This is a genomic window from Streptomyces viridosporus (assembly GCF_002078235.1).
GTDB lineage: Bacteria > Actinomycetota > Actinomycetes > Streptomycetales > Streptomycetaceae > Streptomyces > Streptomyces viridosporus.
The window spans coordinates 1-20,805 of sequence record NZ_MSGP01000240.1 but is presented as its reverse complement, the minus strand read 5'-3'; the positions used below and the strand labels follow the sequence as shown (position 1 = coordinate 20,805).

At 71.7% G+C, this 20,805-nt stretch carries 22 protein-coding genes; 13 read left to right on the top strand and 9 right to left on the bottom strand.

From position 1 onward, the window contains the following. Positions 1-2: 2 nt before the first annotated feature. Both B7L92_RS17945 and B7L92_RS17940 read right to left on the bottom strand, forming a co-directional pair. Positions 3-920, bottom strand: coding sequence for a 1-aminocyclopropane-1-carboxylate deaminase/D-cysteine desulfhydrase (locus B7L92_RS17945; protein ID WP_081238583.1), 918 nt, complete (start codon positions 918-920; stop codon positions 3-5). Positions 921-1,240: 320 nt separating this feature from the next. Then, positions 1,241-1,831 carry a peptidoglycan recognition protein family protein gene (locus tag B7L92_RS17940; RefSeq protein ID WP_174703979.1) on the bottom strand — a complete coding sequence of 197 codons (591 nt, stop codon included), beginning with the start codon at positions 1,829-1,831 and terminating at the stop codon, positions 1,241-1,243. Positions 1,832-2,123: 292 nt separating this feature from the next. Between B7L92_RS17940 and B7L92_RS17935 the strand changes: the two genes are divergently transcribed. The 7 genes from B7L92_RS17935 (at position 2,124) to B7L92_RS43900 (ending at position 9,227) form a co-directional block, all read left to right on the top strand. Then, positions 2,124-3,530 (top strand): family 2B encapsulin nanocompartment shell protein, encoded by a 1,407-nt coding sequence (locus tag B7L92_RS17935; protein ID WP_081238581.1) that lies wholly within the window; start codon positions 2,124-2,126, stop codon positions 3,528-3,530. Positions 3,531-3,672: 142 nt separating this feature from the next. Then, entirely contained in the window at positions 3,673-4,782 is a 1,110-nt protein-coding gene (locus B7L92_RS17930) for a family 2 encapsulin nanocompartment cargo protein polyprenyl transferase (protein WP_438364001.1), read from the top strand. A gap of 247 nt (positions 4,783-5,029) precedes the next feature. Beyond that, complete coding sequence (locus B7L92_RS17925) at positions 5,030-5,683, top strand: GNAT family N-acetyltransferase (RefSeq protein ID WP_081238580.1); 654 nt, start codon at positions 5,030-5,032, stop codon at positions 5,681-5,683. A gap of 147 nt (positions 5,684-5,830) precedes the next feature. After that, entirely contained in the window at positions 5,831-6,361 is a 531-nt protein-coding gene (locus B7L92_RS17920) for a hypothetical protein (protein ID WP_081238579.1), read from the top strand. Between the two features lie 118 nt (positions 6,362-6,479). Next, positions 6,480-8,204 (top strand): aa3-type cytochrome oxidase subunit I, encoded by a 1,725-nt coding sequence (ctaD, locus tag B7L92_RS17915; RefSeq protein WP_081238578.1) that lies wholly within the window; start codon positions 6,480-6,482, stop codon positions 8,202-8,204. Between the two features lie 3 nt (positions 8,205-8,207). Further along, a complete protein-coding gene (locus B7L92_RS17910; RefSeq protein ID WP_081238577.1) occupies positions 8,208-8,789 on the top strand; it encodes a hypothetical protein in 582 nt (193 codons plus the stop codon). A 207-nt stretch (positions 8,790-8,996) separates the two neighbouring features. Beyond that, entirely contained in the window at positions 8,997-9,227 is a 231-nt protein-coding gene (locus tag B7L92_RS43900) for a hypothetical protein (protein ID WP_081238602.1), read from the top strand. 225 nt (positions 9,228-9,452) lie between these two features. Here B7L92_RS43900 and sodN read toward each other — a convergent pair whose 3' ends face one another. Continuing rightward, on the bottom strand, positions 9,453-9,848 hold the full coding sequence (gene sodN, locus B7L92_RS17900; RefSeq protein ID WP_004983535.1) for a superoxide dismutase, Ni: 396 nt from the start codon (positions 9,846-9,848) through the stop codon (positions 9,453-9,455). A gap of 145 nt (positions 9,849-9,993) precedes the next feature. Here sodN and sodX point away from each other — a divergent pair, with 145 nt between their 5' ends. Then, complete coding sequence (gene sodX, locus B7L92_RS40315) at positions 9,994-10,428, top strand: nickel-type superoxide dismutase maturation protease (RefSeq protein WP_143626342.1); 435 nt, start codon at positions 9,994-9,996, stop codon at positions 10,426-10,428. Here the strand turns inward: sodX and B7L92_RS17890 are convergent. Next, the gene (locus tag B7L92_RS17890) at positions 10,311-10,961 is read right to left on the bottom strand and encodes a CGNR zinc finger domain-containing protein (protein WP_081238576.1); all 651 of its coding nucleotides are present in this window, start codon (positions 10,959-10,961) and stop codon (positions 10,311-10,313) included. The genes sodX and B7L92_RS17890 overlap by 118 nt on opposite strands. 100 nt (positions 10,962-11,061) lie before the next feature. On the opposite strand from B7L92_RS17890, the gene B7L92_RS17885 reads away from it, so the two are divergent. Further along, positions 11,062-11,832 carry a class I SAM-dependent methyltransferase gene (locus B7L92_RS17885; protein ID WP_081238575.1) on the top strand — a complete coding sequence of 257 codons (771 nt, stop codon included), beginning with the start codon at positions 11,062-11,064 and terminating at the stop codon, positions 11,830-11,832. 69 nt (positions 11,833-11,901) lie between these two features. Here the strand turns inward: B7L92_RS17885 and B7L92_RS17880 are convergent, their stop codons facing one another. From B7L92_RS17880 to B7L92_RS17870, 3 genes are read right to left on the bottom strand one after another with little or no spacing between them, the layout of a single operon-like run. Beyond that, on the bottom strand, positions 11,902-12,708 hold the full coding sequence (locus tag B7L92_RS17880) for an amino acid ABC transporter ATP-binding protein (RefSeq protein WP_081238574.1): 807 nt from the start codon (positions 12,706-12,708) through the stop codon (positions 11,902-11,904). Further along, on the bottom strand, positions 12,705-13,643 hold the full coding sequence (locus tag B7L92_RS17875; RefSeq protein ID WP_081238573.1) for an amino acid ABC transporter permease: 939 nt from the start codon (positions 13,641-13,643) through the stop codon (positions 12,705-12,707). The genes B7L92_RS17880 and B7L92_RS17875 overlap by 4 nt, the downstream gene beginning before the upstream one ends. A 32-nt stretch (positions 13,644-13,675) precedes the next feature. Further along, the gene (locus B7L92_RS17870) at positions 13,676-14,638 is read right to left on the bottom strand and encodes an ABC transporter substrate-binding protein (protein WP_081238572.1); all 963 of its coding nucleotides are present in this window, start codon (positions 14,636-14,638) and stop codon (positions 13,676-13,678) included. A gap of 579 nt (positions 14,639-15,217) precedes the next feature. Here B7L92_RS17870 and B7L92_RS17860 point away from each other — a divergent pair. From B7L92_RS17860 to B7L92_RS17845, 4 genes are all read left to right on the top strand, one after another. Beyond that, entirely contained in the window at positions 15,218-16,456 is a 1,239-nt protein-coding gene (locus tag B7L92_RS17860) for an NAD(P)-dependent malic enzyme (RefSeq protein WP_081238571.1), read from the top strand. A gap of 157 nt (positions 16,457-16,613) precedes the next feature. Beyond that, positions 16,614-17,579, top strand: a complete 966-nt coding sequence (locus B7L92_RS17855; RefSeq protein WP_081238570.1) for a zinc-binding dehydrogenase — start codon at positions 16,614-16,616, stop codon at positions 17,577-17,579. 106 nt (positions 17,580-17,685) lie between these two features. Beyond that, positions 17,686-17,895, top strand: coding sequence for an HTH domain-containing protein (locus tag B7L92_RS17850; RefSeq protein ID WP_004983506.1), 210 nt, complete (start codon positions 17,686-17,688; stop codon positions 17,893-17,895). Continuing rightward, entirely contained in the window at positions 17,895-18,455 is a 561-nt protein-coding gene (locus B7L92_RS17845) for a Clp protease N-terminal domain-containing protein (RefSeq protein WP_081238569.1), read from the top strand. The genes B7L92_RS17850 and B7L92_RS17845 overlap by 1 nt, the downstream gene beginning before the upstream one ends. 129 nt (positions 18,456-18,584) lie before the next feature. Here the strand turns inward: B7L92_RS17845 and B7L92_RS17840 are convergent, their stop codons facing one another. Together B7L92_RS17840 and B7L92_RS17835 are read right to left on the bottom strand one after the other, a co-directional pair. Continuing rightward, positions 18,585-19,625 (bottom strand): PadR family transcriptional regulator, encoded by a 1,041-nt coding sequence (locus tag B7L92_RS17840; protein WP_081238568.1) that lies wholly within the window; start codon positions 19,623-19,625, stop codon positions 18,585-18,587. Position 19,626: 1 nt separating this feature from the next. Further along, positions 19,627-20,607, bottom strand: coding sequence for a DUF4097 family beta strand repeat-containing protein (locus tag B7L92_RS17835; RefSeq protein ID WP_081238567.1), 981 nt, complete (start codon positions 20,605-20,607; stop codon positions 19,627-19,629). Between the last annotated feature and the right edge of the window lie 198 nt (positions 20,608-20,805).

Below are 20,805 nucleotides of genomic sequence, written 5' to 3'. Positions count from 1 at the left end.
GGTCAGGGGAAGGGACGGCCGGTGATCACGGCGGCGACCGTGCTCCCGCGCGGGAAGGCGTCCTCCTCCGCCAGGGCGACGAGGGCGTAAAGCAACTTGGCGACATAGAGACGTTCGACGGGTATGCCGTGCCGGTGCTCGAAGTCCTCGGCGAAGGCGTCGAGTTCCTCGGGGACACGGGCGTAACCGCCGAAGTGGAAGCGGTCGTCGAGGCTCCAGTCGCCGCGGGGGCCGCCGAACGCCTCGTCCTGCAGGGCCCGTGTCACGTCGGCCAGGAAGCCGCCCTTCAGCACCGGAACGCCCAGTGCGCGCCCGCCGGTGCCGAGTCCGGCGGCCAGACCGGCGAGGGTGCCGCCGGTGCCGCAGGCCACCGCGACCACGTCGGCCCGGCCGGCCAGCTCCGCACCGAGCGTGCGGCAGCCACGCACCGCGGGGGAGTTGCTGCCGCCCTCGGGCACGACGTACGCGGTCTCGGCGTCCGCCGCGCGCAGGACGGCCGCCAGGGTCTCCGGCTCGGTCTTGCGGCGGTACGTCGCCCGGTCGACGAAGTGCAGTCGCATGCCGTCGGACACGCACCGGGCCAGCGAGGGGTTGAGCGGGCGGTCGGCGAGTTCCTGGCCGCGCACCACGCCGACCGTGCGCAGGCCGAGGAGCCGGCCGGCGGCGGCCGTGGCCCGCAGATGGTTGGAGTGGGCGCCGCCGAAGGTGAGCACCGTCCGTCCGCCCGCCGCCGCGAGGTTCGGGGCCAGCTTGCGCCACTTGTTCCCGACCAGCTCGGGGTGGATCAGATCGTCCCGCTTCAGCAGCAACCGGATCCCGCGCCGCGCGAACCGCTCGTCCGTCACCTCCTGCAGCGGCGAGGGCAGCCGCGGGCGCAGACCGGTGAGGGCGGTGGAGCCGGGGTCGTCGGAGCTGGTCACGGGGCCATTGTCGCCCGGAGGGGGATCCGGGCTCGGGCGGCACCCGGGGCGGCCGTCGGCCGACCGGTCCCGCGGGCGCGGAAGGTGCCCGAGGGGGTGGCCCTCCCCGCGGGCACCCCGGGGCGCGGCCCGGGGACGGGGCGGGAGGAGCGGAATGGCGGGGTCGCCCCCGGGACGGCGGACGACGTCCCGCGCGCGGTGCGGCAACCGGGCGACGCCGAGGAACGTCCGCGACCGCGGACCGCGGAACGCGAGGTGAGCGACCACCGCGGATCCCCGTGGTCGCCGCCACCGGTCGCGTACGCCGTGGCACCGCCGGGTCACTTCAGCCGGCTGCGGATCCGTTCCCGCATCGAGCCCATCGTGAATCCGCGCGGATCCACCTTTCCCGGCTGCCACTCCTTGTGCCCGATCACCGACCGTTCGTTCCAGCCGTGGTGGCGGCAGACCGCGGCCGCGGCTCTCTCGACGGCCTCCAGCTGCGCGGCCGGCCAGGGGTCCTTGCCGTCGCCCAGGTTCTCGCACTCGAAGCCGTAGAAGTGGCGGTTGCCGTCGGTGTTCTGTTCGTTGTCCGTCGGCAGGGCCCTCTCGGCGATCACCGCGCGCAGCACGTCGTCGTCGCCCAGTCCCGCGTGGTTGGCCCGGCCGTAGCCGACGAGGTGGACCCGGCCGTCCTTGGTGATGACGCCGTGGCACAGGGGACCCGGCAGGCCCGTGTAACCCTTGCGGCAGAGCTCCACGGTCCGGGCGCTGCCCTCGGTCACCGTGTGGTGGATCATCACGCCGTGGACCGGACCCCACGGGCCCTTGTGGTTGCGGTTGTGGGTCCGCCAGTCGCCGACCTCGACGACCGTGAGCCCCTCCGCCTTCAGAGCGCGCAGGAACGCGTTCGCGGACATGGGTGGGGCCATGACCGCCCTCCTTCGTGCTGGGCGGCGGCCGCCCGTCGCAACCGCCTGCTACCCGCCTCTTACCTAAAAGGAGCGCGTTCAACTACTCGTTCGGATTCCGTACGAGTCGATCCGGACAATTTCCTTCCGGTAGGGCGCCGCCGAACGACCCCCAATTGTGCCCAGACCGCCCAAGATCCATTCCCGCTCATTCGGGTAATGGTGCGAGCGCGTTGCGTGAGGAACGCTTGATCGTGCAGTCCGAAGTCCGGAATGGACGGACACGGGTCACAACAGGGGAGGACAATTCTCTATGTCGGTAGGCGAAGAGGTCGGCGCGGAGCAGACCAGGCAGCAGCAGAGCCTCGGTACGGCAGCCGCGCGGAACCTGGCCACCACGACCAAGTCCGTGCCGCAGATGCAGGAGATCAGCTCGCGCTGGCTGCTGCGCATGCTGCCCTGGGTCGATGTGCAGGGCGGTACCTACCGCGTCAACCGGCGGCTGACGTACGCCGTGGGCGACGGCCGGATGACGTTCGTGAAGACCGGCGACCGAGTCGAGATCATCCCCGCGGAACTGGGCGAACTGCCGGCCCTGCGGTCGTACGACGACGATGAGGTGCTGTCCGAACTGGCCTCCCGCTGCCGGCAGCGGGAGATCGAGGCGGGCCAGGTGATCGCCTCGTTCGGCAGCCCGGCCGACGAGGTGTACCTGCTGGCGCACGGCAGGGTGGAGAAGATCGGCACCGGCCCCTACGGCGAGGACGAGTCCCTCGGTGTCCTCGCCGACGGCGCCTACTTCGGCGAGCAGGCGCTGCTGGACGAGAACGCCATCTGGGAGTACACGGCGCGCACGCTCACCGCCTGCACCGTGCTCGCCCTGCCCCGCGAGGCCGTCACCCAGGTCGCCGAGCGGTCCGAAACCCTGCGCGAGCACCTGCGGGGGATCCGCACGATCCCGGGGCAGCGCACGAACAAGTACGGGGAGAAGGAGATCGACCTCGCGGCCGGTCACAGCGGGGAGCCGGACATCCCGCACACCTTCGTCGACTACGAGGCCCAGCCGCGCGAGTACGAACTCAGCGTCGCCCAGACCGTACTGCGCATCCACACGCGCGTGGCCGACCTCTACAACCAGCCCATGAACCAGACGGAGCAGCAGATCCGGCTGACCGTGGAGGCGCTGAAGGAGCGCCAGGAGCACGAACTCGTCAACAACCGCGACTTCGGCCTGCTCCACAACTGCGAGTACGACCAGCGGATCCAGCCGCACGACGGCGTGCCGAGCCCCGACGACATGGACGAGCTGCTCAGCAGGCGGCGTGGGACGCGGCTGCTCCTCGCCCACCCGCGCGCGATCGCGGCGTTCGGCCGTGAACTCAACAAGCGGGGACTCGTCCCGGAGACCATCGACATGGGCGGCAACCGCATCCCCACCTGGCGGGGCGTGCCGATCTTCCCGTGCAACAAGATCCCGGTGACCGAGGCCCGGACGACCTCCATCATCGCCCTGCGCACCGGCGAGGAGGACCAGGGCGTCATCGGGCTGCGGGCCGCGGGCATCCCCGACGAGATCGAGCCGAGCCTGTCCGTGCGGTTCATGGGCATCAACGAACAGGCCATCATCAAGTACCTGGTCACGGCCTACTACTCGGCTGCGGTCCTGGTGCCGGACGCGCTCGGTGTCCTGGAGAACGTCGAGATCGGCCGCTGGCGGTGACCGTCCGCGAGATCCCGGTGTACCCGCCGTGTCCCCGCCCGTCCGGGCGGGTACATCTCGGGGGTACGTGCTCGACGGCGGCGCAGGCGCCGTCCCTCCGTTCCACGAGCCGGCCCCGGGGGTGAAGTCGATGACGGAGTCCATGACGGAGCCGAAAACGGGGCCCGCGACGGAGTGCCGGACACCACGCGTGCCACCGCGGACGACGGAGCCGGAACAGCACCCCGGCGAGGGGCAGGAGGCGGCGATCCTGCTGGAGCGGGCGCGGGCCGAGGTCGACCCCGCGCTGCGGGCCGCCCTCGGCTCGCTGCCGGGCCCGATGCGCCGGATCGCGCTCTACCACTTCGGCTGGGAACACGCGGACGGCACCCCGGCCGAGGGGGGTTCGGGCAAGGCGATCCGCCCCGCGCTGGTGCTCGCCGCGGCCTCCGCCCTGGGCGGGCCCGAAGCCCGGAGGGCGGCCGTGCGGGCGGCGGCCGCGGTGGAACTGGTCCACAACTTCACGCTGCTGCACGACGACGTGATGGACCGGGACGCCACCCGACGCCACCGGCCCACGGCGTGGACGGTGTTCGGCGACGCCGACGCGATCCTCGCCGGGGACGCCCTCCAGGCGCTCGCCCTGGGGCTGCTCGCCGAGGACCCGCATCCGGCAGCCCCGGCCGCGGCGGCCCGGCTCGCGAACTGTGTCGTCGAGCTGTGCGCGGGGCAGCACACGGACACGGCCATGGAGCGGCGGGGCCCCGACGAGGTCACCCTCGCCGAGACGCTCACCATGGCCGAGGCCAAGACCGGGGCGCTGCTCGGATGTGCCTGCGCGATCGGTGCGCTGTACGCGGACGCCGGGGACGCGGACGTGGCGGCCCTGGACGCGTTCGGCCGCGAGGCGGGGCTGGCCTTCCAGCTCATCGACGACGTGATCGGCATATGGGGGGACCCCCGCCGCACCGGCAAGCCGGCCGGAGCGGATCTGGCCGCCCGCAAGAAGTCACTGCCGGTGGTCGCCGCGCTCACCTCGGGAACCCCGGCCGCCGCCGAACTCGCCGCGCTGTACGCGACCGCGCACCGGGAGGAGGACCTGGAGCGGATCACCCTGACGGTGGAGCGGGCGGGCGGCCGCGACTGGGCGCAGGCCCAGGCGGCCGACCGGATGGCCCGCGCGATGCAGGAAGTGGCCCGCGCGGTGCCCGACCCGGAGGCGGCGGGCGGGCTGCTGGCCCTGGCCGAGTTCGTGACCCGACGCAGTACCTGACGGTTCGCCGGGGACGGTCGAGGGACACCGGAGCGCGTGTCCCCGGCCGTCCCGCGCGGCCGTCGCCCCCGTCCCCGGGCCCACCGGGACCGTATGGCTTTTGACCCCGTACGGCCACCGTGGCTCCGGCCCGGCGGGTCCCGCACTTCCCCACGGTGTGCGGGACCCGTCCACCCCACACCCCCCGGTGCGCCCCGCTAGGCTCAACCCCCGTACGGTCAAGGGTGGTTGAGATGAAGGGGCGGACATGGGCGTGGCGATCCGGACGGCTGGGGACGAGGACCGGGAGCTGATCGTCCGGCTCCTGGACGAGGCGTTCCAGGACGATCCGGTGAGCGGCTGGGTCTTCCCCGGCGAGGAGTACCGCCGTGCGACGCACCACAGGCTCATGGCCGCGTTCACCGAGATCGTGCTCGCCGAGGGGCGCATCGACGTCACCGAGGACGGATCGGCGTGCGCACTGTGGCTGTCCGTACCCGCGGACGACCACGGCGACGACCAAGGCGACGGCGACGGTGACGGGGGGACGGACGACGACGGCCCGGCACAGGTGCGCCGGGCCGTCGACCCGGAGAACGAGCGCGTGGAGCTGATCGGCCGGCTGACGGCGGGCATCCACCCCTCGGGGCGGGCCCACGAGTACCTGTGGATGATCGGCGTCACCCCCGGCCGCCAGGGCGAGGGACTCGGTACCGCGCTGATCGGCTCGGTCCTCGACCGTTGCGACCGGGAGGGGCTGCCGGCCTATCTCGAGGCGAGCAGCGAACGGAGCCGCCTGCTGTACGAGCGTCTCGGCTTCGCACCGGCCGGGGACCCCTTGCCCCTCCCGGACGGCCCGTACATGTGGCCGATGTGGCGCGAACCCCGTACCACCGGCTCGCGGGACGGCCTGGACGGGTGACTCCCCGCACCTCCGTCCGCGCCCGACAGGGACGTTCGGCCCTAGTCGCCGACGCGCGTCCCGACTTCACTGGCCTCGCGAAGAGCACCCGCCGACGCCCCCCGGGGGTCGGCGGGACGTCGGACGACGAGGGCGGCCAGGGGCGGGATGAGTGCAGCGGCGGGGGACGACGGGACGACGAGCAGGGACATCGCGGTGGTCGGGCACGCCGATCTGACCCCGGACGCGCTCGCACTGGTGGAGTCCGCGCTGCGGGCGCGGCTGGCACGGCGTCCCGTCCGGACCATGGCCATGGTGCGTTCCGGCGCGGGGGCACCGCTGGCCTCCGGCCGGGCCGCGCGGGCGTCGGGATGCCCGCTGGCCGTGGTGATCCCGACGCGGAACGGGGTCCCGGCCATGCCGCCCCCGCGCGACCGGATGGCGACCGGCGAGCTCCTGACCCTCGCCGACCAGGTGCGTCTGCTGTCGTACGACCCGCTGGACCGTGACTCCTGCGTCGGCGCGGACGAGCGGCTCGTCGTCTCCAGCGGCCTCCTCCTGGCCGTCTGGGACGGTTCTCCCTCCAACGGCCGTGATGCCACCGCCCACTTGGTGACGTACGCCCGCGCACACGGCGTCCCCGTGGAGGTCGTGTGGCCCGAGGGGGCCGCCCGCCGGGCGTTGCCCGCGACCGGGTGAGAACAGGGACCATCGGCCCCTGCCCGAAGGCCCGTACAGGGACTGTTCGACCCATGTGGACCACCTTCCCCGGCGCCGATCATGGGCGCGCGAAACAGGATGGGGAGGAAGGCGTCCGGTGGACGAGACACGCATGGAGAAGGTCGGGACCGCGGAGGAGGGGCGGGCACGCCCCGTGCCGCGGGCGGGGGCCGTGGCGCGCGAGGGGACCGTCGCGGTGGCACCCGCGGTGCGCCGGGCCGCGTGGGTGGACTGGCTGACGACCACCGACCACAAGAAGATCGGAACGCTGTACCTGGTCAGCGCGTTCGTGTTCTTCGTGATCGGCGGGGTGCTGGCGCTGGTGATGCGCGCCGAGCTGGCCCGTCCGGGTCTGCAGATCATGTCGAACGAGCAGTTCAACCAGGCGTTCACGATGCACGGCTCGATCATGCTGCTGATGTTCGCGATGCCGCTGTTCACCGGCTTCGCGAACTGGCTCATGCCGCTGCAGATCGGCGCGCCCGACGTGGCGTTCCCCCGGCTGAACATGCTGGCCTTCTGGCTGTTCCTGTTCGGTTCCGCGATCGCGGCCGCCGGGTTCCTCACCCCGGGCGGCGCGGCCAGCTTCGGCTGGTTCCTGTACGCCCCGCTGTCCAACGAGGTCTACTCGCCGGGCATCGGCGCCGATCTGTGGATCATGGGCGTGGCCCTGTCCGGTTTCGGCTCGATCCTGGGCGCGGTCAACTTCATCACCACGATCATCTGCATGCGGGCGCCCGGCATGACGATGTTCCGGATGCCGATCTTCACCTGGAACGTGCTGCTGACGGCGCTGCTGGTGCTGATGGTGTTCCCGGTGCTGGCCGCGGCGCTCTTCGCGCTGGAGTGCGACCGGAGGTTCGGCAGCCACGTCTTCGACGCGTCCAACGGCGGCGCGTTGCTGTGGCAGCACCTGTTCTGGTTCTTCGGCCACCCCGAGGTCTACATCCTGGCGCTGCCGTTCTTCGGCATCGTCTCCGAGGTGGTCCCGGTCTTCTCCCGCAAGCCGATGTTCGGCTACACGGGACTGATCGGCGCGACCATCGCGATCGCCGGTCTGTCGGTGACGGTGTGGGCGCACCACATGTACGCCACCGGCGGCGTGCTGCTGCCCTTCTTCTCCTTCATGACCTTCCTGATCGCGGTCCCGACCGGTGTGAAGTTCTTCAACTGGATCGGCACCATGTGGAAGGGCTCCCTGAGCTTCGAGACGCCGATGCTGTGGACGCTGGGCTTCCTGATCACGTTCGTCTTCGGCGGGCTGACCGGCGTGATCCTGGCCTCGCCGCCGCTGGACTTCCACGTCACCGACACGTACTTCGTCGTCGCGCACTTCCACTACACCGTCTTCGGGACGGTCGTGTACGCGATGTTCGCCGGCTTCCACTTCTGGTGGCCGAAGTTCACCGGCAAGATGCTCGACGAGCGTCTGGGGAAGGTCACCTTCTGGACGCTGACGGCCGGCTTCCAACTGACCTTCCTGGTCCAGCACTGGCTGGGCGCCGAGGGCATGCCGCGCCGGTACTCGGACTACCTGGCCGCCGACGGCTTCACCGCGCTGAACACCCTTTCCTCGATGGGGTCGTTCCTGCTCGGCCTGTCGCTCCTGCCGTTCTTCTACAACGTCTGGAAGACGGCCAAGTACGGCAAGAAGGTCGAGGTCGACGACCCCTGGGGCTGGGGCCGTTCGCTGGAGTGGGCGACCTCCTGCCCGCCGCCGCGGCACAACTTCCTCACCCTGCCGAAGATCCGCAGCGAGTCCCCGGCGTTCGACCTGCACCACCCCGAGATCGCCGCGCTCGAGATCGAAACGGTGAGGTGAGCGGTGTCGCAGCCCGTTCTGGCCCTGGGGTGCGCGGTGGTGACGGCCGCCGGTTGCGTCTGGTACCTGCCCGCCCTCGCCGACCTGCGGGCCGGTGCCGACCGGCCGCTGTCCCGCCGCACCGCGGCGATCGCCTGCCTGACCGGCTGGGGCACGCTTGCGGCGGTCGCCGCGGTGCTGCTCGTGACCACGGGGTGGGGGGCGCCGGGCGTCGTGGTGGCCGCGGGCGGGTCGGCCACCGCCGCCCTGTGGACCGGTGCCGCCGTGCGGCGCGCCGGTGAGCGGCGGGAGGCGGCCCGGCAGTGGGCGCAGTTGCCGCACGGACCGCTGCCCGTCGCCGCTCACCGCTCCCGCGGAGCGGTCACGGCCCTGGTCGTCGCCGGGCCGGCCGCGGGCGTGGCGGCCGTGACCGCCCTGCTGCCGGACCTGGGGCACGGGGGCGGGCACGGGCCGGCGACCGCCGTCGTCCCCGCGGCGGTGGTCGTCGTCCCCGCGGCGGCCGTGTGCCTCTGCCTCGCGGTCGCCGCCCGGCACACCCGAGCGGCCCGCCACACCGCGGCGGGCCGCGGACGGCACCCGGGGTAGCGGCCCGGTGGCGACCGGAGCCGCACGGTGATCGGGGCCGGCAGAACGCGGAACCCCCTTCCCCACGTGCCCGGGACGCCGGTGTCCGACTCCGGCTTCTCGGCGGCGCGGTTCGCCCCGGAGCCGGTGCGCGGCCTCGGCAACGGCGCGGTGGGACGGGACGTGCGGCGGGAAGCGACGGACCGTCGCCGGGTCTACCCTGAGGACATGGGCAGCAAGGAACCCGTCTGTCCCGTCTGCGGACAGCCGGTGGAGACGGTCGTCCGGCGCCACAAGACGTTGGGCGCGTGGGTACCGGTGTGGGTGCCCGGCCCGTGTCGCAACCCCGAGTGCGGGGGCCGCCTCGTCCGGGGACCCGGCGAAACCGGCCGGACGGGGGACGCCCGGAGTGCGGCGCCGGTCGAGAAGCCGGGACGGGCCACCGCGGAGGACACCTGACGGGCGGACCGGCCCTGGGGCTGCAGGACGCCACGGTCCACCCCTTCCGTTCGGCGACCCCCTTCCGCGCCCGGCCGCGGCACCGACGCGTCGGACTCCGTCACGCCCTCCCCCCAGAGATCGCCGGAGGGGCCGGGCCGACTGCAGTCGGCCCGGCCCCTCCGGGATGCCCGCTGACCCGCGAGGGTGCGCGGATCGTCGGTCGTGATGAAAGAATCCGGCCGGTCAGGCCTTCTTGGTCTCCCAGAAGATCTTGTCGATCTGGGCGATGTAGTCCAGCGCCTTCTGGCCGGTCGCCGGGTCGGTCGACGCCTTGGCGGCCGAGAGGGCCTTCAGGGTGTCGTTGACCAGCTGGTGCAGTTCCGGGTACTTCTCGAAGTGCGGGGGCTTGAAGTAGTCGCTCCAGAGCACGGAGACGTGGTGCTTCGCGAGCTCCGCGCGCTGCTCCTTGATGACCGTGGCACGCGCCTGGAAGTGCGGGTCGTCGTTGCCGGCCATCTTCTCCTGGACGGCCTTCACCGACTCCGCCTCGATGCGGGCCTGGGCAGGGTCGTACACACCGCAGGGCAGGTCGCAGTGCGCGCTGACCTTTACCTTGGGGGCAAACAGGCGGGAAAGCATGGAGCATTCCTCCCTCGTGATCGTCTTCTCAGAGGGGACATTACTCCGTGGCGGAGTGCTTTTCTCGGGTGCCCCCGTGGGCTTAGGACAAAAGTCCCGGGTGAGACTGAGACTGGTGGAGGAAAGACCGGGGAGGTGCCGGGTGATGCCGGAGCTGCCGCAGGACGCCGAGCGGGTGAGGGCGCCGCTGCCCTTCGGGGTCGCCGAGGTGACCGGGCCGTCCATGGTGCCCACGCTGCACCACGGGGACCGGCTCCTGGTGCACTACGGGGCCCGGATCAAACGCGGTGACGTGGTCGTGCTGAGACATCCGTTCCAGCAGGACCTGCTCGTGGTGAAGCGGGCCGCGGAGCGGCGCGAGGGCGGCTGGTGGGTGCTCGGCGACAACACGTACGCCGGGGGCGACAGCACCGACTACGGGGTCGTCCCCGACGAGCTGGTGCTCGGCAGGGTCCGCTTCCGCTACCGGCCGCGCGGTTCGGACCGGCGTTCCGTGCCGGCCGTGGTGGGCTGGGCGCTGTCGGCGGCCCGGCCGGTGTTCTCCGCCCGGTCGGCCTCCAGGCGCTTGCGGGCGCGGTAGGCCGCCACGTTGGCCCGGGTGGCGCAGCGGTCGGAGCAGTAGCGCCGGGAGCGGTTGGTCGAGGTGTCCAGGTAGGCGTTGCGGCAGGGCGGCGCCTCGCACAGGCCGAGGCGGTCCACGCCGTACTCGGTGAGGTGGAAGGCCAGGCCCATCGCCGCGATGGCGGCGAATCCGGCGGTCGCGTTGGACGGGTGGTCGGCCAGGTGCATGTGCCACAGCGGCCGGCCGTCGTCGTCGCGGAAGTCGTGGCCGGAGATCTGCGGGCTCACCGGGAACTCCAGCAGCAGCGAGTTCAGCAGGTCGACGGCGAGCGTCTCGTCGCCGCCGTCCGCCGCCTCGAAGACCGCGCGCAGCCGGGCCCGCACGGAACGGAACCGGGTCACGTCCGCCTCGGTCGCGCGGCGCGCCGCCGACTGGTTGGCGCCGAACAGGGCGCGCACGGCCTCGATCGAGGTCAGGACGTCCTTGCCCCGCGCCGGTTCCTCGGTGTTGACGAGGCGGACGGCGTAATCCGAGTAATAGGCCAGTTCCACTTGTAGTCCTTACGCAGGGGCTCTATGGTCGTGCGTGCGGTCGGGTAACAGACGATCGTGCTTTCAGGGTATTACGTGACGTGCGCGAGGGAGGGGCTCGATGACGGACGCGGACACCACCACGGCCGCCGCCGACTGGCAGGCCTGGCAGGAGAGCTGGGACCGGCAGCAGGAGTGGTACATGCCCGACCGCGAGGAGCGGTTCCGGGTCATGCTCGACATGGTGGAGGCACTCGTCGGCACCTCCCCGCGCGTGCTGGACCTCGCGTGCGGCACGGGAAGCATCACGGCCCGGCTGCTCGCCCGGTTCCCGGACGCCACCAGCACCGGCGTCGACCTGGACCCGGCGCTGCTCGCCATCGCCGAGGGCACCTTCGCGGGCGACGGGCGGGTCGCCTTCGTCACCGCCGACCTCAAGGACCCCGACTGGACGGCGGCGCTGCCGCACGACTCCTACGACGCCGTGCTGACCGCGACCGCTCTGCACTGGCTGCACCGGGAACCTCTCGCGGACCTCTACGGGCACGTCGCGGGCCTGGTCCGCGACGGCGGTGTCTTCATGAACGCGGACCACATGATCGACGAGACCACGCCCCGGATCAACGCGGCCGAGCGCGCCCTGCGCCACGCCCGCATGGACCGGGCCAGGGAGGGCGGTGCCCTCGACTGGGCCGAATGGTGGCGGCTCGCCGCCGAGGACCCCGTCCTCGCCGAGCCCACCGCCCGCCGCTTCGAGATCTACGGCGACCACGCCGACGGCGACATGCCGTCCGCGGCCTGGCACGCGCGCGTGCTGCGCGAGCAGGGGTTCGCCGAGGCCCGCCCGGTGTGGTGCTCGCCGTCGGACACGCTGCTGCTGGCGCTGAAGTAGGCCGTGCCACGGGCGAGGGGCGGTACGGAAGTCCGTACCGCCCCTCGCTGCGCGTGCCCGCGGGAGGTGTCAGAGCACCTTCGACAGGAACGACTTGGTCCGCTCGTGCTGCGGATCGGTCAGCACCTGGCGCGGGTCGCCCGACTCGACCACCACGCCGCCGTCCATGAAGACCAGGCTGTCGCCCACCTCGCGGGCGAAGCCCATCTCGTGGGTGACGACGACCATCGTCATGCCCGACTCGGCCAGGTCCCGCATGACGTCGAGGACGTCACCGACCAGCTCCGGGTCGAGGGCCGAGGTCGGCTCGTCGAACAGCATCAGCTTGGGGTCCATGGCGAGCGCCCTCGCGATCGCCACGCGCTGCTGCTGGCCGCCGGAGAGCTGCGAGGGGTAGTTCCCGGCCTTGTCGCCGAGGCCCACGCGCTCCAGGAGCTGCATCGCGCGCTCCCTGGCCTGCGCCTTGCTCGCGCCCTTGACCTGTACGGGCGCCTCCATGACGTTCTCGACGGCCGTCATGTGCGGGAACAGGTTGAAGCGCTGGAAGACCATGCCGATGTCCCGGCGCTTCAGGGCGACCTCGCTGTCCTTGAGCTCGTACAGCTTGTCGCCCTTCTGGCGGTAGCCGACCAGCTCGCCGTCCACGTACAGACGGCCGGCGTTGATCTTCTCCAGGTGGTTGATGCACCTCAGGAAGGTCGACTTGCCGGAGCCGGAGGGGCCGATGAGGCAGAACACCTCGCCGGTCCTCACCTCCAGGTCGATGCCCTTGAGGACCTCGACGGGACCGAAGGACTTGTGGACGCCCTCCGCCTTGACCATGGGGACGGCGGACCCCTTCACGGGCGCGTCCGACTCGACGAGCTTCTCGCTCATGCCATGCCTCCCTTCGGGCGGCCGAGGGACAGCATGTTGGCCTTCACCTTCTGCCACGGCGTCGGCGGCAGCTGACGCGTGGAGCCCTTCGCGTAGTAGCGCTCCAGGTAGTACTGGCCGATGCTGAAGACCGACGTCAGCAGCAGGTACCAGGCGGCGGCCAGGAAGAGCATCTCGGCCGGTGCGCCGGAGGTCTGGCCGATGTCCTGGGCGGCGCGGAGCAACTCGGGGTACTGGACGACCGACACCAGCGAGGTCGTCTTCAGCATGTTGATGACCTCGTTGCCCGTCGGCGGCACGATCACGCGCATCGCCTGCGGGACGACGATCCGGCGCAGCGTCTTCGCGTGGCTCATGCCCAGCGCGTGCGACGCCTCGGTCTGGCCCTCGTCGACCGAGAGCAGGCCGGCCCGGCAGATCTCCGCCATGTAAGCGGCCTCGTTGAGACCGAGCCCCAGCAGCGCCGTCAGGAACGGGGTCATGAAGTCCGACCACTCGTCCTTGTAGAACGGCCCGAGGTTGATGTACTCGAAGACCAGGCCCAGGTTGAACCAGACGATCAGCTGCACCAGGACCGGGGTGCCGCGGAAGAACCAGATGTAGAACCACGCGATCGACGAGGTCACCGGGTTCTTCGACAGGCGCATCACGGCCAGCAGGATGCCGCCGACGATGCCGATCGCCATGGCCAGCACGGTGAGCAGCAGCGTCTTGCCGACACCGCTGAGGATGCGGTCGTCGAAGAAGTAGTCCGGGATCGTGCCCCAGTTGATCTTGCCCTGGGAGAACGCGTAGACGATCCCGCCCAGCAGGGCGAGGGCGACGACGGCGGAGACGTACCGCCCGTAGTGCCGGACCGGGATGGCCTTGATGGCTTCCGGTCCGGCCGGGGGTGTGTCGGCCGGACCCGTCGTCTTGTCGATGTCAACAGTCACGGGTGTTGCCTTTCAGTGCCGCCGGCGCGCGGTCACTTGCCGCCGTTGATGGTGGCTTCCTCGACGGCGCCCTCCGTGACGCCCCACTTCTCCATGATCTTCTGGTACTCGCCGTTCTCGATGATCGCGTCCAGTGCGGCCTTGATGGCGTCGCGCAGCTGGGTGTTGTCCTTGGCGATCGCGATGCCGTACGGAGCGGCCTCGACCTGCTCGCCGACCAGCTGGAAGTCGTTGCCGCCGCCGGAGGTCTTCACAGCGTACGCGGCGACCGGGAAGTCGGAGGAGCCTGCGTTGGCGCCGCCCGCGCGCAGCCGGGTCTGGGCCTGCTGGTCGTTGTCGAAGGCCTCGATGGCGATCTTCTTGCCCGCCGGGCACTTCTCGTTCTCGGCCTTGGCGAGGTCCTCGGAGACCGTGCCGCGCTGCACCACGATCTTCTTGCCGCACAGGTCGGACCAGGTCTTGATGCCCTGGTCGTCGCCCTTCTTGGTGTAGATCGAGACACCGGCGGTGAAGTAGTCGACGAAGTCGACGCCCTGGCCGACCTTCTTGCCGGTCTCGGAGTCGATGCCCTCCTGGCGGTCCTTGGTGTCGGTCATCGCGGACATGGCTATGTCGTACCGCTTGGAGCGCAGACCGGTGATGAGGGTGTCGAAGGTGCCGTTCTCGAACTCGAACTTCACCCCGAGCTGCTTGCCCAGGGCGGCGGCGACGTCGGGGTCGATGCCGACCGTCTCGCCGGAGTCGTCCTTGAACTCGACCGGGGCGTACGCGATGTCCGAACCGACCTTGACGACGCCCTTGTCGCGGATCGCCTGGGGGAGCTTGTCGGCCAGGGGAGCGGCGCTCGTCGACGCGGTGTCGCTGGTGCCCGGGCCGTTCTCCTCGGTCTGGTCACCGCAGCCGGTGAGAAGCAGCGCGCCTGCGACCGCGATCGCACCGACCGCTGCTAGCCGGGAGTGCGCGGCGGTGGTACGACGGGTGGTGCTTGCGGTCATGGTGGGTTCCTCCGGCGGATGGGTGGAGTTGCCGATGGGGCCGGCGACTGCCTGCGCGGCGTCGCCGCGGGTCGACGAGAGCACGCGCCTTCGAGTGTCGCGACCTCGTGTGATTACCGCATCTTGCCATTTGGATTGAGCCATTCAGTGGGGCCGCCATGTCAAAATCGGGTAACGGGCGACACCCGAACCGCATCACTCCGGTACATCACGACCGGAGACTCTTCGGGAATCGATCATTCCGACCGGAAGATCTTCTGCGTGTCCCAGGATGCGGACATGTCCACTGCGCCTTTTGCTGTGCTTGTGGGCTTGCTGAGCGTTCGTCCAGGTCTTGTCCTGATATCAGATGATGATTCGGGGTGTCGTCATGTGACCTTCGCGTTATGGACTCGTCGCCGGTGGCGTCCGTCCGGTAAGAAGGTTCTTTACACCCCTCATCCGGGGCTCAGGGCGCGTGTGCGGCGTGCCCGTCGTGTTCGGCTCGTGCCTATCCACCCTTCGGGCCTTGCGCGGTCCCGCCCGCTCCTCACCCGGAGCGGCAACCCTCAAACCGAAACACTTAAGGGGTAAAACCAAGTGGCAGCGGAGATTGTCAATCCTCGCAGCGACAGCGAAAGCCTGCAGGGTCATACGGAGCAGGAGAACGGGGCAGAGCCCCTCGATTCCTTCGACCCGGCGTTCGCGCTGCACCGCGGCGGCAAGATGGCCGTGCAGGCCACCGTGCCGGTCCGTGACAAGGACGATCTGTCCCTGGCTTACACGCCCGGCGTCGCGAAGGTGTGCAGCGCGATCGCCGAGCAGCCGGACCTCGTCCACGACTACACGTGGAAGTCGTCGGTCGTCGCCGTCGTGACGGACGGTACGGCCGTGCTCGGGCTCGGGGACATCGGGCCCGAGGCCTCCCTCCCGGTGATGGAGGGCAAGGCGATCCTCTTCAAGCAGTTCGGCGGCGTGGACGCCGTTCCGCTCGCCCTGAACTGCACCGACGTCGACGAGATCGTCGAGACCGTGGTGCGGCTCGCCCCGTCCTTCGGCGGGGTGAACCTGGAGGACATCTCGGCGCCCCGGTGCTTCGAGATCGAGCGGCGCCTGCAGGAGCGGCTGGACATCCCGGTCTTCCACGACGACCAGCACGGCACGGCGGTCGTGACGCTGGCGGCGCTGCGCAACGCCGCGCGGCTGAGCGGGCGGGCGCTGGGCGATCTGCGGGCCGTGATCTCGGGTGCGGGCGCGGCCGGTGTCGCGATCGCCAAGATGCTGATCGAGGCCGGGATCGGGGACGTCGCGGTGGCCGACCGCAAGGGCGTGGTGTCGCGGGACCGCGACGACCTCACGCCGATCAAGCGGGAACTGGCGTCCTTCACCAACAAGGCCGGGCTCTCCGGCCCGCTGGAGGCCGCGCTGGCCGGCGCCGACGTCTTCATCGGCGTCTCGGGCGGCACGGTGCCGGAGCCGGCGGTGGCGTCGATGGCCGAGGGCGCGTTCGTCTTCGCCATGGCCAACCCGAACCCGGAGGTGCGCCCGGAGGTCGCGCACAAGTACGCGGCGGTCGTGGCCACCGGGCGGTCGGACTTCCCGAACCAGATCAACAACGTCCTGGCGTTCCCGGGGATCTTCGCGGGGGCGCTGCAGGTGCGGGCCTCCCGGATCACCGAGGGGATGAAGCTGGCGGCGGCCGAGGCGCTGGCGTCGGTGGTGGGCGACGACCTCGCCGCCGACTACGTCATCCCGTCCCCGTTCGACGAGCGGGTCGCCCCCGCGGTGACGGCGGCGGTGGCCGCGGCCGCCCGGGCGGAGGGCGTCGCCCGCCGCTGAGGCGCGCGGTACCCGTCGGCCCCGTCCCCTCCGAGGGACGGGGCCGATTTCGCTGTCGGGAGGGGCGCCCCGGCCTTTCCATGCCTCCTGGCAAGAGGGCGTGTCTCACAGCGGGCCGTGGTTCCTTCCGCGCGGCGGGGAACCTATCGTCAAGGTCATGTTCGCTGTCTACGCCGCCCGAATCGACCGCGACCAGCCGCTTGCCGGACTGGAGTCGGGAGAGCGCCCGGCTCCCGAGGCCCGTCCCGGCTGGAGCACCGTCACGGTCAAGGCCGCCTCCCTCAACCACCACGACCTCTGGTCCCTGCGCGGCGTAGGCCTCGCGGAGGACAAACTGCCGATGATCCTCGGCTGCGACGCCGCCGGGGTCGACGAGGACGGCAACGAGGTCGTCCTGCACTCGGTGATCGGACAGAGCGGTCACGGGGTGGGGCCCGAGGAGCCCCGCTCCATCCTGACCGAGCGTTACCAGGGGACCTTCGCCGAGCAGGTCGCCGTGCCCACCTGGAACGTCCTGCCCAAGCCGAAGGAGCTGTCCTTCGAGGAGGCGGCCTGCCTGCCCACCGCCTGGCTGACCGCCTACCGGATGCTGTTCACCAACGCCGGGGTCCGCCCGGGGGACTCGGTGCTGGTGCAGGGCGCCGGCGGGGGAGTCGCCACCGCCGCGATCGCGCTGGGGAAGGCCGCGGGACTGCGGGTCTTCGCCACCAGCCGGGACGAGGCCAAGCGCAAGCGGGCGCTGGAGCTGGGGGCCGTGGAGGCGCTGGAGTCCGGTGCGCGGCTGCCGCAGCGGGTCGACGCGGTCATCGAGACCGTGGGGGCCGCCACCTGGTCCCACTCGGTGAAGTCGCTGCGGCCCGGCGGCACGCTGGTCATCTCCGGGGCCACGAGCGGGGACCGGCCCTCGCACGCCGAGCTGACCCGGATCTTCTTCCTGGAGCTCAAGGTCGTCGGGTCGACGATGGGCACCAAGGACGAGCTGGAGGACCTGCTCTCCTTCTGTGCCGCCACCGGTGTGCGCCCCGTCATCGACGAGGTACTGCCCATGGACCGGGCCCGGGAGGGCTTCGAACGGATGGAGAGCGGCGGGCAGTTCGGCAAGATCGTGCTCACGAATCCCTGACGGCGGGGTACGGCCCACCTCATGACGGCCGGTCCGGATCTCCGGGCCGGCCGTCGCTTTGTCAACCGGGGTTGACGTCGCCAATGTGTCAACGTAAGTTGACGGCATGACTGAGGCAACCGACCTCGCCGAGCGTGCGGGCGACCGCGACCCGCGGGTCGGCCTGCGGGCCGTCGCCGCGCTGCGCAGGCTGCTGGAGCAACTGGAGACCGTGCAGGTGCGCAACGCGCGCCATCAGGGCTGGTCGTGGCAGGAGATCGCCACCGAACTCGGGGTCAGCAGGCAGGCCGTGCACAAGAAGTACGGGAGGCAGTGATGTTCGAGCGGTTCACGAAGGACGCCCGTGCGGTGGTGAAGGGGGCGGTCGAGCGTGCCGAAGGGACGCGGGCGCGGACCGTCGGTGCCGAGCACCTGTTGCTCGCCCTGCTGGACCGCGAGGGCAGCCGTGCCTCCTTCGCGCTGGCGGCGCTCGGGGTGGGCGAGCGCAAGGAGTCGGTGCGGCGGGCCCTGGAGGAGGCGCGTCGCCGTGCCGGTCTGTCCCGGGCCGAGACCGACGCCCTCGCCGGGCTGGGGATCGACGTCCGGGAGATCGTCGCCCGGGTGGAGGAGACCCATGGGGTCGGGGCGATGTCCGGCGACCGGAAGGACGGGCAGGGGCGGTCGGGGCGCCCCGGCTTCGGCAAGGGTGCCAAGGAGGTGCTGGAGAAGGCCCTGCGCGTCGCCCTCGCCCGGCGCGAGCGGCACATCGGGGACGAGCACATCCTCCTCGCCCTGACCGTCCGCCCCGGCGTCCCGGCCGAGGTGCTCGCCGACCACGGGGTGACCCACGCGTCGCTGACCAGGGTGCTCGGCGGCACGGGGGAGGCGTGCGCCTGAGGAGGGCGCGACCCGTCCGACGGCACGGCGGGACCCCTCGGCCGCACGGGCCGGGGCCCCGCCGCACCGCCGGGTCCCGGTCCGCCGCCGGGTCCCGGTCTGCCGTAGGGTCCCGATCCGCCGTCGGGCTCAGGGCTTCGGCGTGCGCAGCAGCGCCCCGATCCGGGTCGCCGCCGTGGACAGGTGACGGCGGGCGTCGTGGAGTTGCTCCTGGGAGATGCCGTGGTCGCGGGCCGCGTCGCGGATGTCGTCCCGGAAGCGGTCCAGCAGCCGGTCCAGGTCGCGGGCCGGATCGCCGGTGGAGTCCGCGGCGTCCTCGTGCGCCCAGGCCGGGGTGCAGTCGGCGGGGAAGTCCTCGGGGGTGTGGGAGTACGACGGCCGGGAGGACCGGTCGGCGGTTCCCGCGCCGGTACGGCCGAAGGCGAAGTCCTTGCCGAACTCGCCCATCTCCTTGGCCAGTTCGCTCAGGCCCTCGCGCAGCCCCGTCGGCCAGTCGCCCCGGGCGAAGTGGTCCTGCACCTGCTCCTGGACCCGTCGCGCGATGCGCCGCACCTCCTCCTGCGCCTGGTCCTGGGCCTCCTCGGCCTGGCGACGGGCGCGCTGGGCCTCCTCGCGGGCGCGACGACTCTCGTCCTTGGCGCGCCGGGCCTGCTCCTTCCACTCCTGCTTGGCGCGGCGCATCTCCTCCTTGGCGGCGCGCCAGGCGTCCTTGTCGCCGAGGACCGTGAAATCGCCGAGGCCGACGCCTTCCTCCTCGCCGGACGTCCCGTTCCGCCGGCTCTGGCGGGCCTTGCTCGCCGCGGCCCGCATCTCGCGGCGCAGGTCGCCGGCCGCGCCGCTGACGTCGGCCCGGATCTCGGCGGCGAGCTCGGCGACCGACTCCCGGATCTCCAGCTCCAGGTCGGCCAGCTCGCCCCTGCGGTCGGCCAGCTCGGCGCGTCCGGCCTCGGTGATCGAGTAGACCTTGCGGCCGCCTTCGGAGGTGTGGGTGACCAGGCCCTCCGCCTCCAGCTTGGCCAGGCGCGGGTAGACCGTGCCGGCGGACGGCGCGTAGAGCCCCTGGAAGCGCTCCTCGAGGAGGCGGATCACCTCGTAGCCGTGGCGCGGCGCCTCGTCCAGCAGCTTCAGCAGGTACAGGCGGAGGCGTCCGTGGGCGAAGACGGGGGGCATGTCAGAGCACCTTCTTGTCGGTCGTGCCGTCGGCCGGGGAGTCGGAGGAGCCCTCGCTCCGGCCGGTAGGGGAATGGTCCCCCGAGCCGCCCCGCGGTCCGCCGTCCCGGCCGTGCGGGGCGGCGTCCGCTGTGCTTCCGGCGCGGGGTGGTGCGTCCGCCGGTCCGGGCTCGTCCTCCCCGGCCGGGCGGCGCAGCAGGGCGATGGAACCGGAGACGGTGGTGGCCCGCAGCTTGCCGCTGCCCGCGCCCAGGCGACCGGTGATCTTGTGGGCGCCCCACTGGCCGTGCACCCGCAGGTCGTCGAAGGCGTTGGAGACGGCGCCGCTCGCGGTGTTGGCCTCCACCTCGGCGTCCGCCGGATCCGGCAGCCGGATCGCGATCTCGCCGGAGACACTGGTCAACCGGACGTCGGTGGGGCCGTCGGGGTCGAGGTCCACGATCATGGAGCCGCTGACCGAGTCCGCCCGCACGGAGGAGCCGGAGCCCTCGACGACCGTGAGGTCGCCGGAGACGGAGGCGAAGCGCAGGTCGCCGGTGACCGCCTGGGCCTCCAGGTTTCCGGAGACCGTCTCCGCCCGGACCGGGCCGGAGAGGGCGACCAGGGTGGTGTCACCCGCGACTCCTTTCACCGCCGCCGGGCCCTGGATCCCGGAGACGACGGCGCCGGCGCCGACCACGCCGACCTCGACCCGGGTCCGTGCCGGAACGGCCAGGGAGACCACCGCGCTGCGGCGCCAGCCCTTCCGGTCCAGCCACTTGAGGAAGCCCTTCCACGGCAGGTCGTCGTAGGCCACCGTGAGCGTGCCGTCCTTCTGGGTGACCACCAGGGGTGGCCCTTCGAGGTCGGACACCTGCAGACGGGCGGGACCCTCGTCGGTCCCCACGACGTTCACCATGCCGTTGACGATGCGGACGTGCAGCTCGCTCACAGGGGCGTCGAAGGTGAGCTTCGTGGGCTCCGCGACGGACCACTCGGACATGGGAGACCTCCTGGGACGAACCCGACGACGCGCCATATCGCGTCTTCCGTAATTCACGATATATCGCGCCTCGGGAAAGTCAAGACACTCGTTCCAGTGATCAGTCGGCGCCCGAAACGGGCGACGGGGCCTGGCGTACGGACGTGTCGCCGGGCTGCCGCACCCATGTCCGCTGCTGCCGGAGCCGGAGCCGGAGCC

Excerpts from the sequence above, each read along its gene's own strand:
- B7L92_RS17855 (WP_081238570.1), top strand. The coding sequence starts at position 16,614 with ATGTTCGCTGTCTACGCCGCCCGAATCGACCGCGACCAGCCGCTTGCC.
- B7L92_RS17920 (WP_081238579.1), top strand. The coding sequence starts at position 5,831 with ATGAGTGCAGCGGCGGGGGACGACGGGACGACGAGCAGGGACATCGCG.
- B7L92_RS17850 (WP_004983506.1), top strand. The coding sequence starts at position 17,686 with ATGACTGAGGCAACCGACCTCGCCGAGCGTGCGGGCGACCGCGACCCG.
- B7L92_RS17835 (WP_081238567.1), bottom strand. The coding sequence starts at position 20,607 with ATGTCCGAGTGGTCCGTCGCGGAGCCCACGAAGCTCACCTTCGACGCC.
- B7L92_RS17925 (WP_081238580.1), top strand. The coding sequence starts at position 5,030 with ATGGGCGTGGCGATCCGGACGGCTGGGGACGAGGACCGGGAGCTGATC.
- B7L92_RS17870 (WP_081238572.1), bottom strand. The coding sequence starts at position 14,638 with ATGACCGCAAGCACCACCCGTCGTACCACCGCCGCGCACTCCCGGCTA.
- B7L92_RS17930 (WP_438364001.1), top strand. The coding sequence starts at position 3,673 with ATGACGGAGCCGAAAACGGGGCCCGCGACGGAGTGCCGGACACCACGC.
- B7L92_RS17940 (WP_174703979.1), bottom strand. The coding sequence starts at position 1,831 with ATGGCCCCACCCATGTCCGCGAACGCGTTCCTGCGCGCTCTGAAGGCG.
- sodN (WP_004983535.1), bottom strand. The coding sequence starts at position 9,848 with ATGCTTTCCCGCCTGTTTGCCCCCAAGGTAAAGGTCAGCGCGCACTGC.
- B7L92_RS17880 (WP_081238574.1), bottom strand. The coding sequence starts at position 12,708 with ATGAGCGAGAAGCTCGTCGAGTCGGACGCGCCCGTGAAGGGGTCCGCC.
- B7L92_RS17845 (WP_081238569.1), top strand. The coding sequence starts at position 17,895 with ATGTTCGAGCGGTTCACGAAGGACGCCCGTGCGGTGGTGAAGGGGGCG.
- B7L92_RS17935 (WP_081238581.1), top strand. The coding sequence starts at position 2,124 with ATGTCGGTAGGCGAAGAGGTCGGCGCGGAGCAGACCAGGCAGCAGCAG.
- sodX (WP_143626342.1), top strand. The coding sequence starts at position 9,994 with ATGCCGGAGCTGCCGCAGGACGCCGAGCGGGTGAGGGCGCCGCTGCCC.
- B7L92_RS17840 (WP_081238568.1), bottom strand. The coding sequence starts at position 19,625 with ATGCCCCCCGTCTTCGCCCACGGACGCCTCCGCCTGTACCTGCTGAAG.
- B7L92_RS17885 (WP_081238575.1), top strand. The coding sequence starts at position 11,062 with ATGACGGACGCGGACACCACCACGGCCGCCGCCGACTGGCAGGCCTGG.
- B7L92_RS43900 (WP_081238602.1), top strand. The coding sequence starts at position 8,997 with ATGGGCAGCAAGGAACCCGTCTGTCCCGTCTGCGGACAGCCGGTGGAG.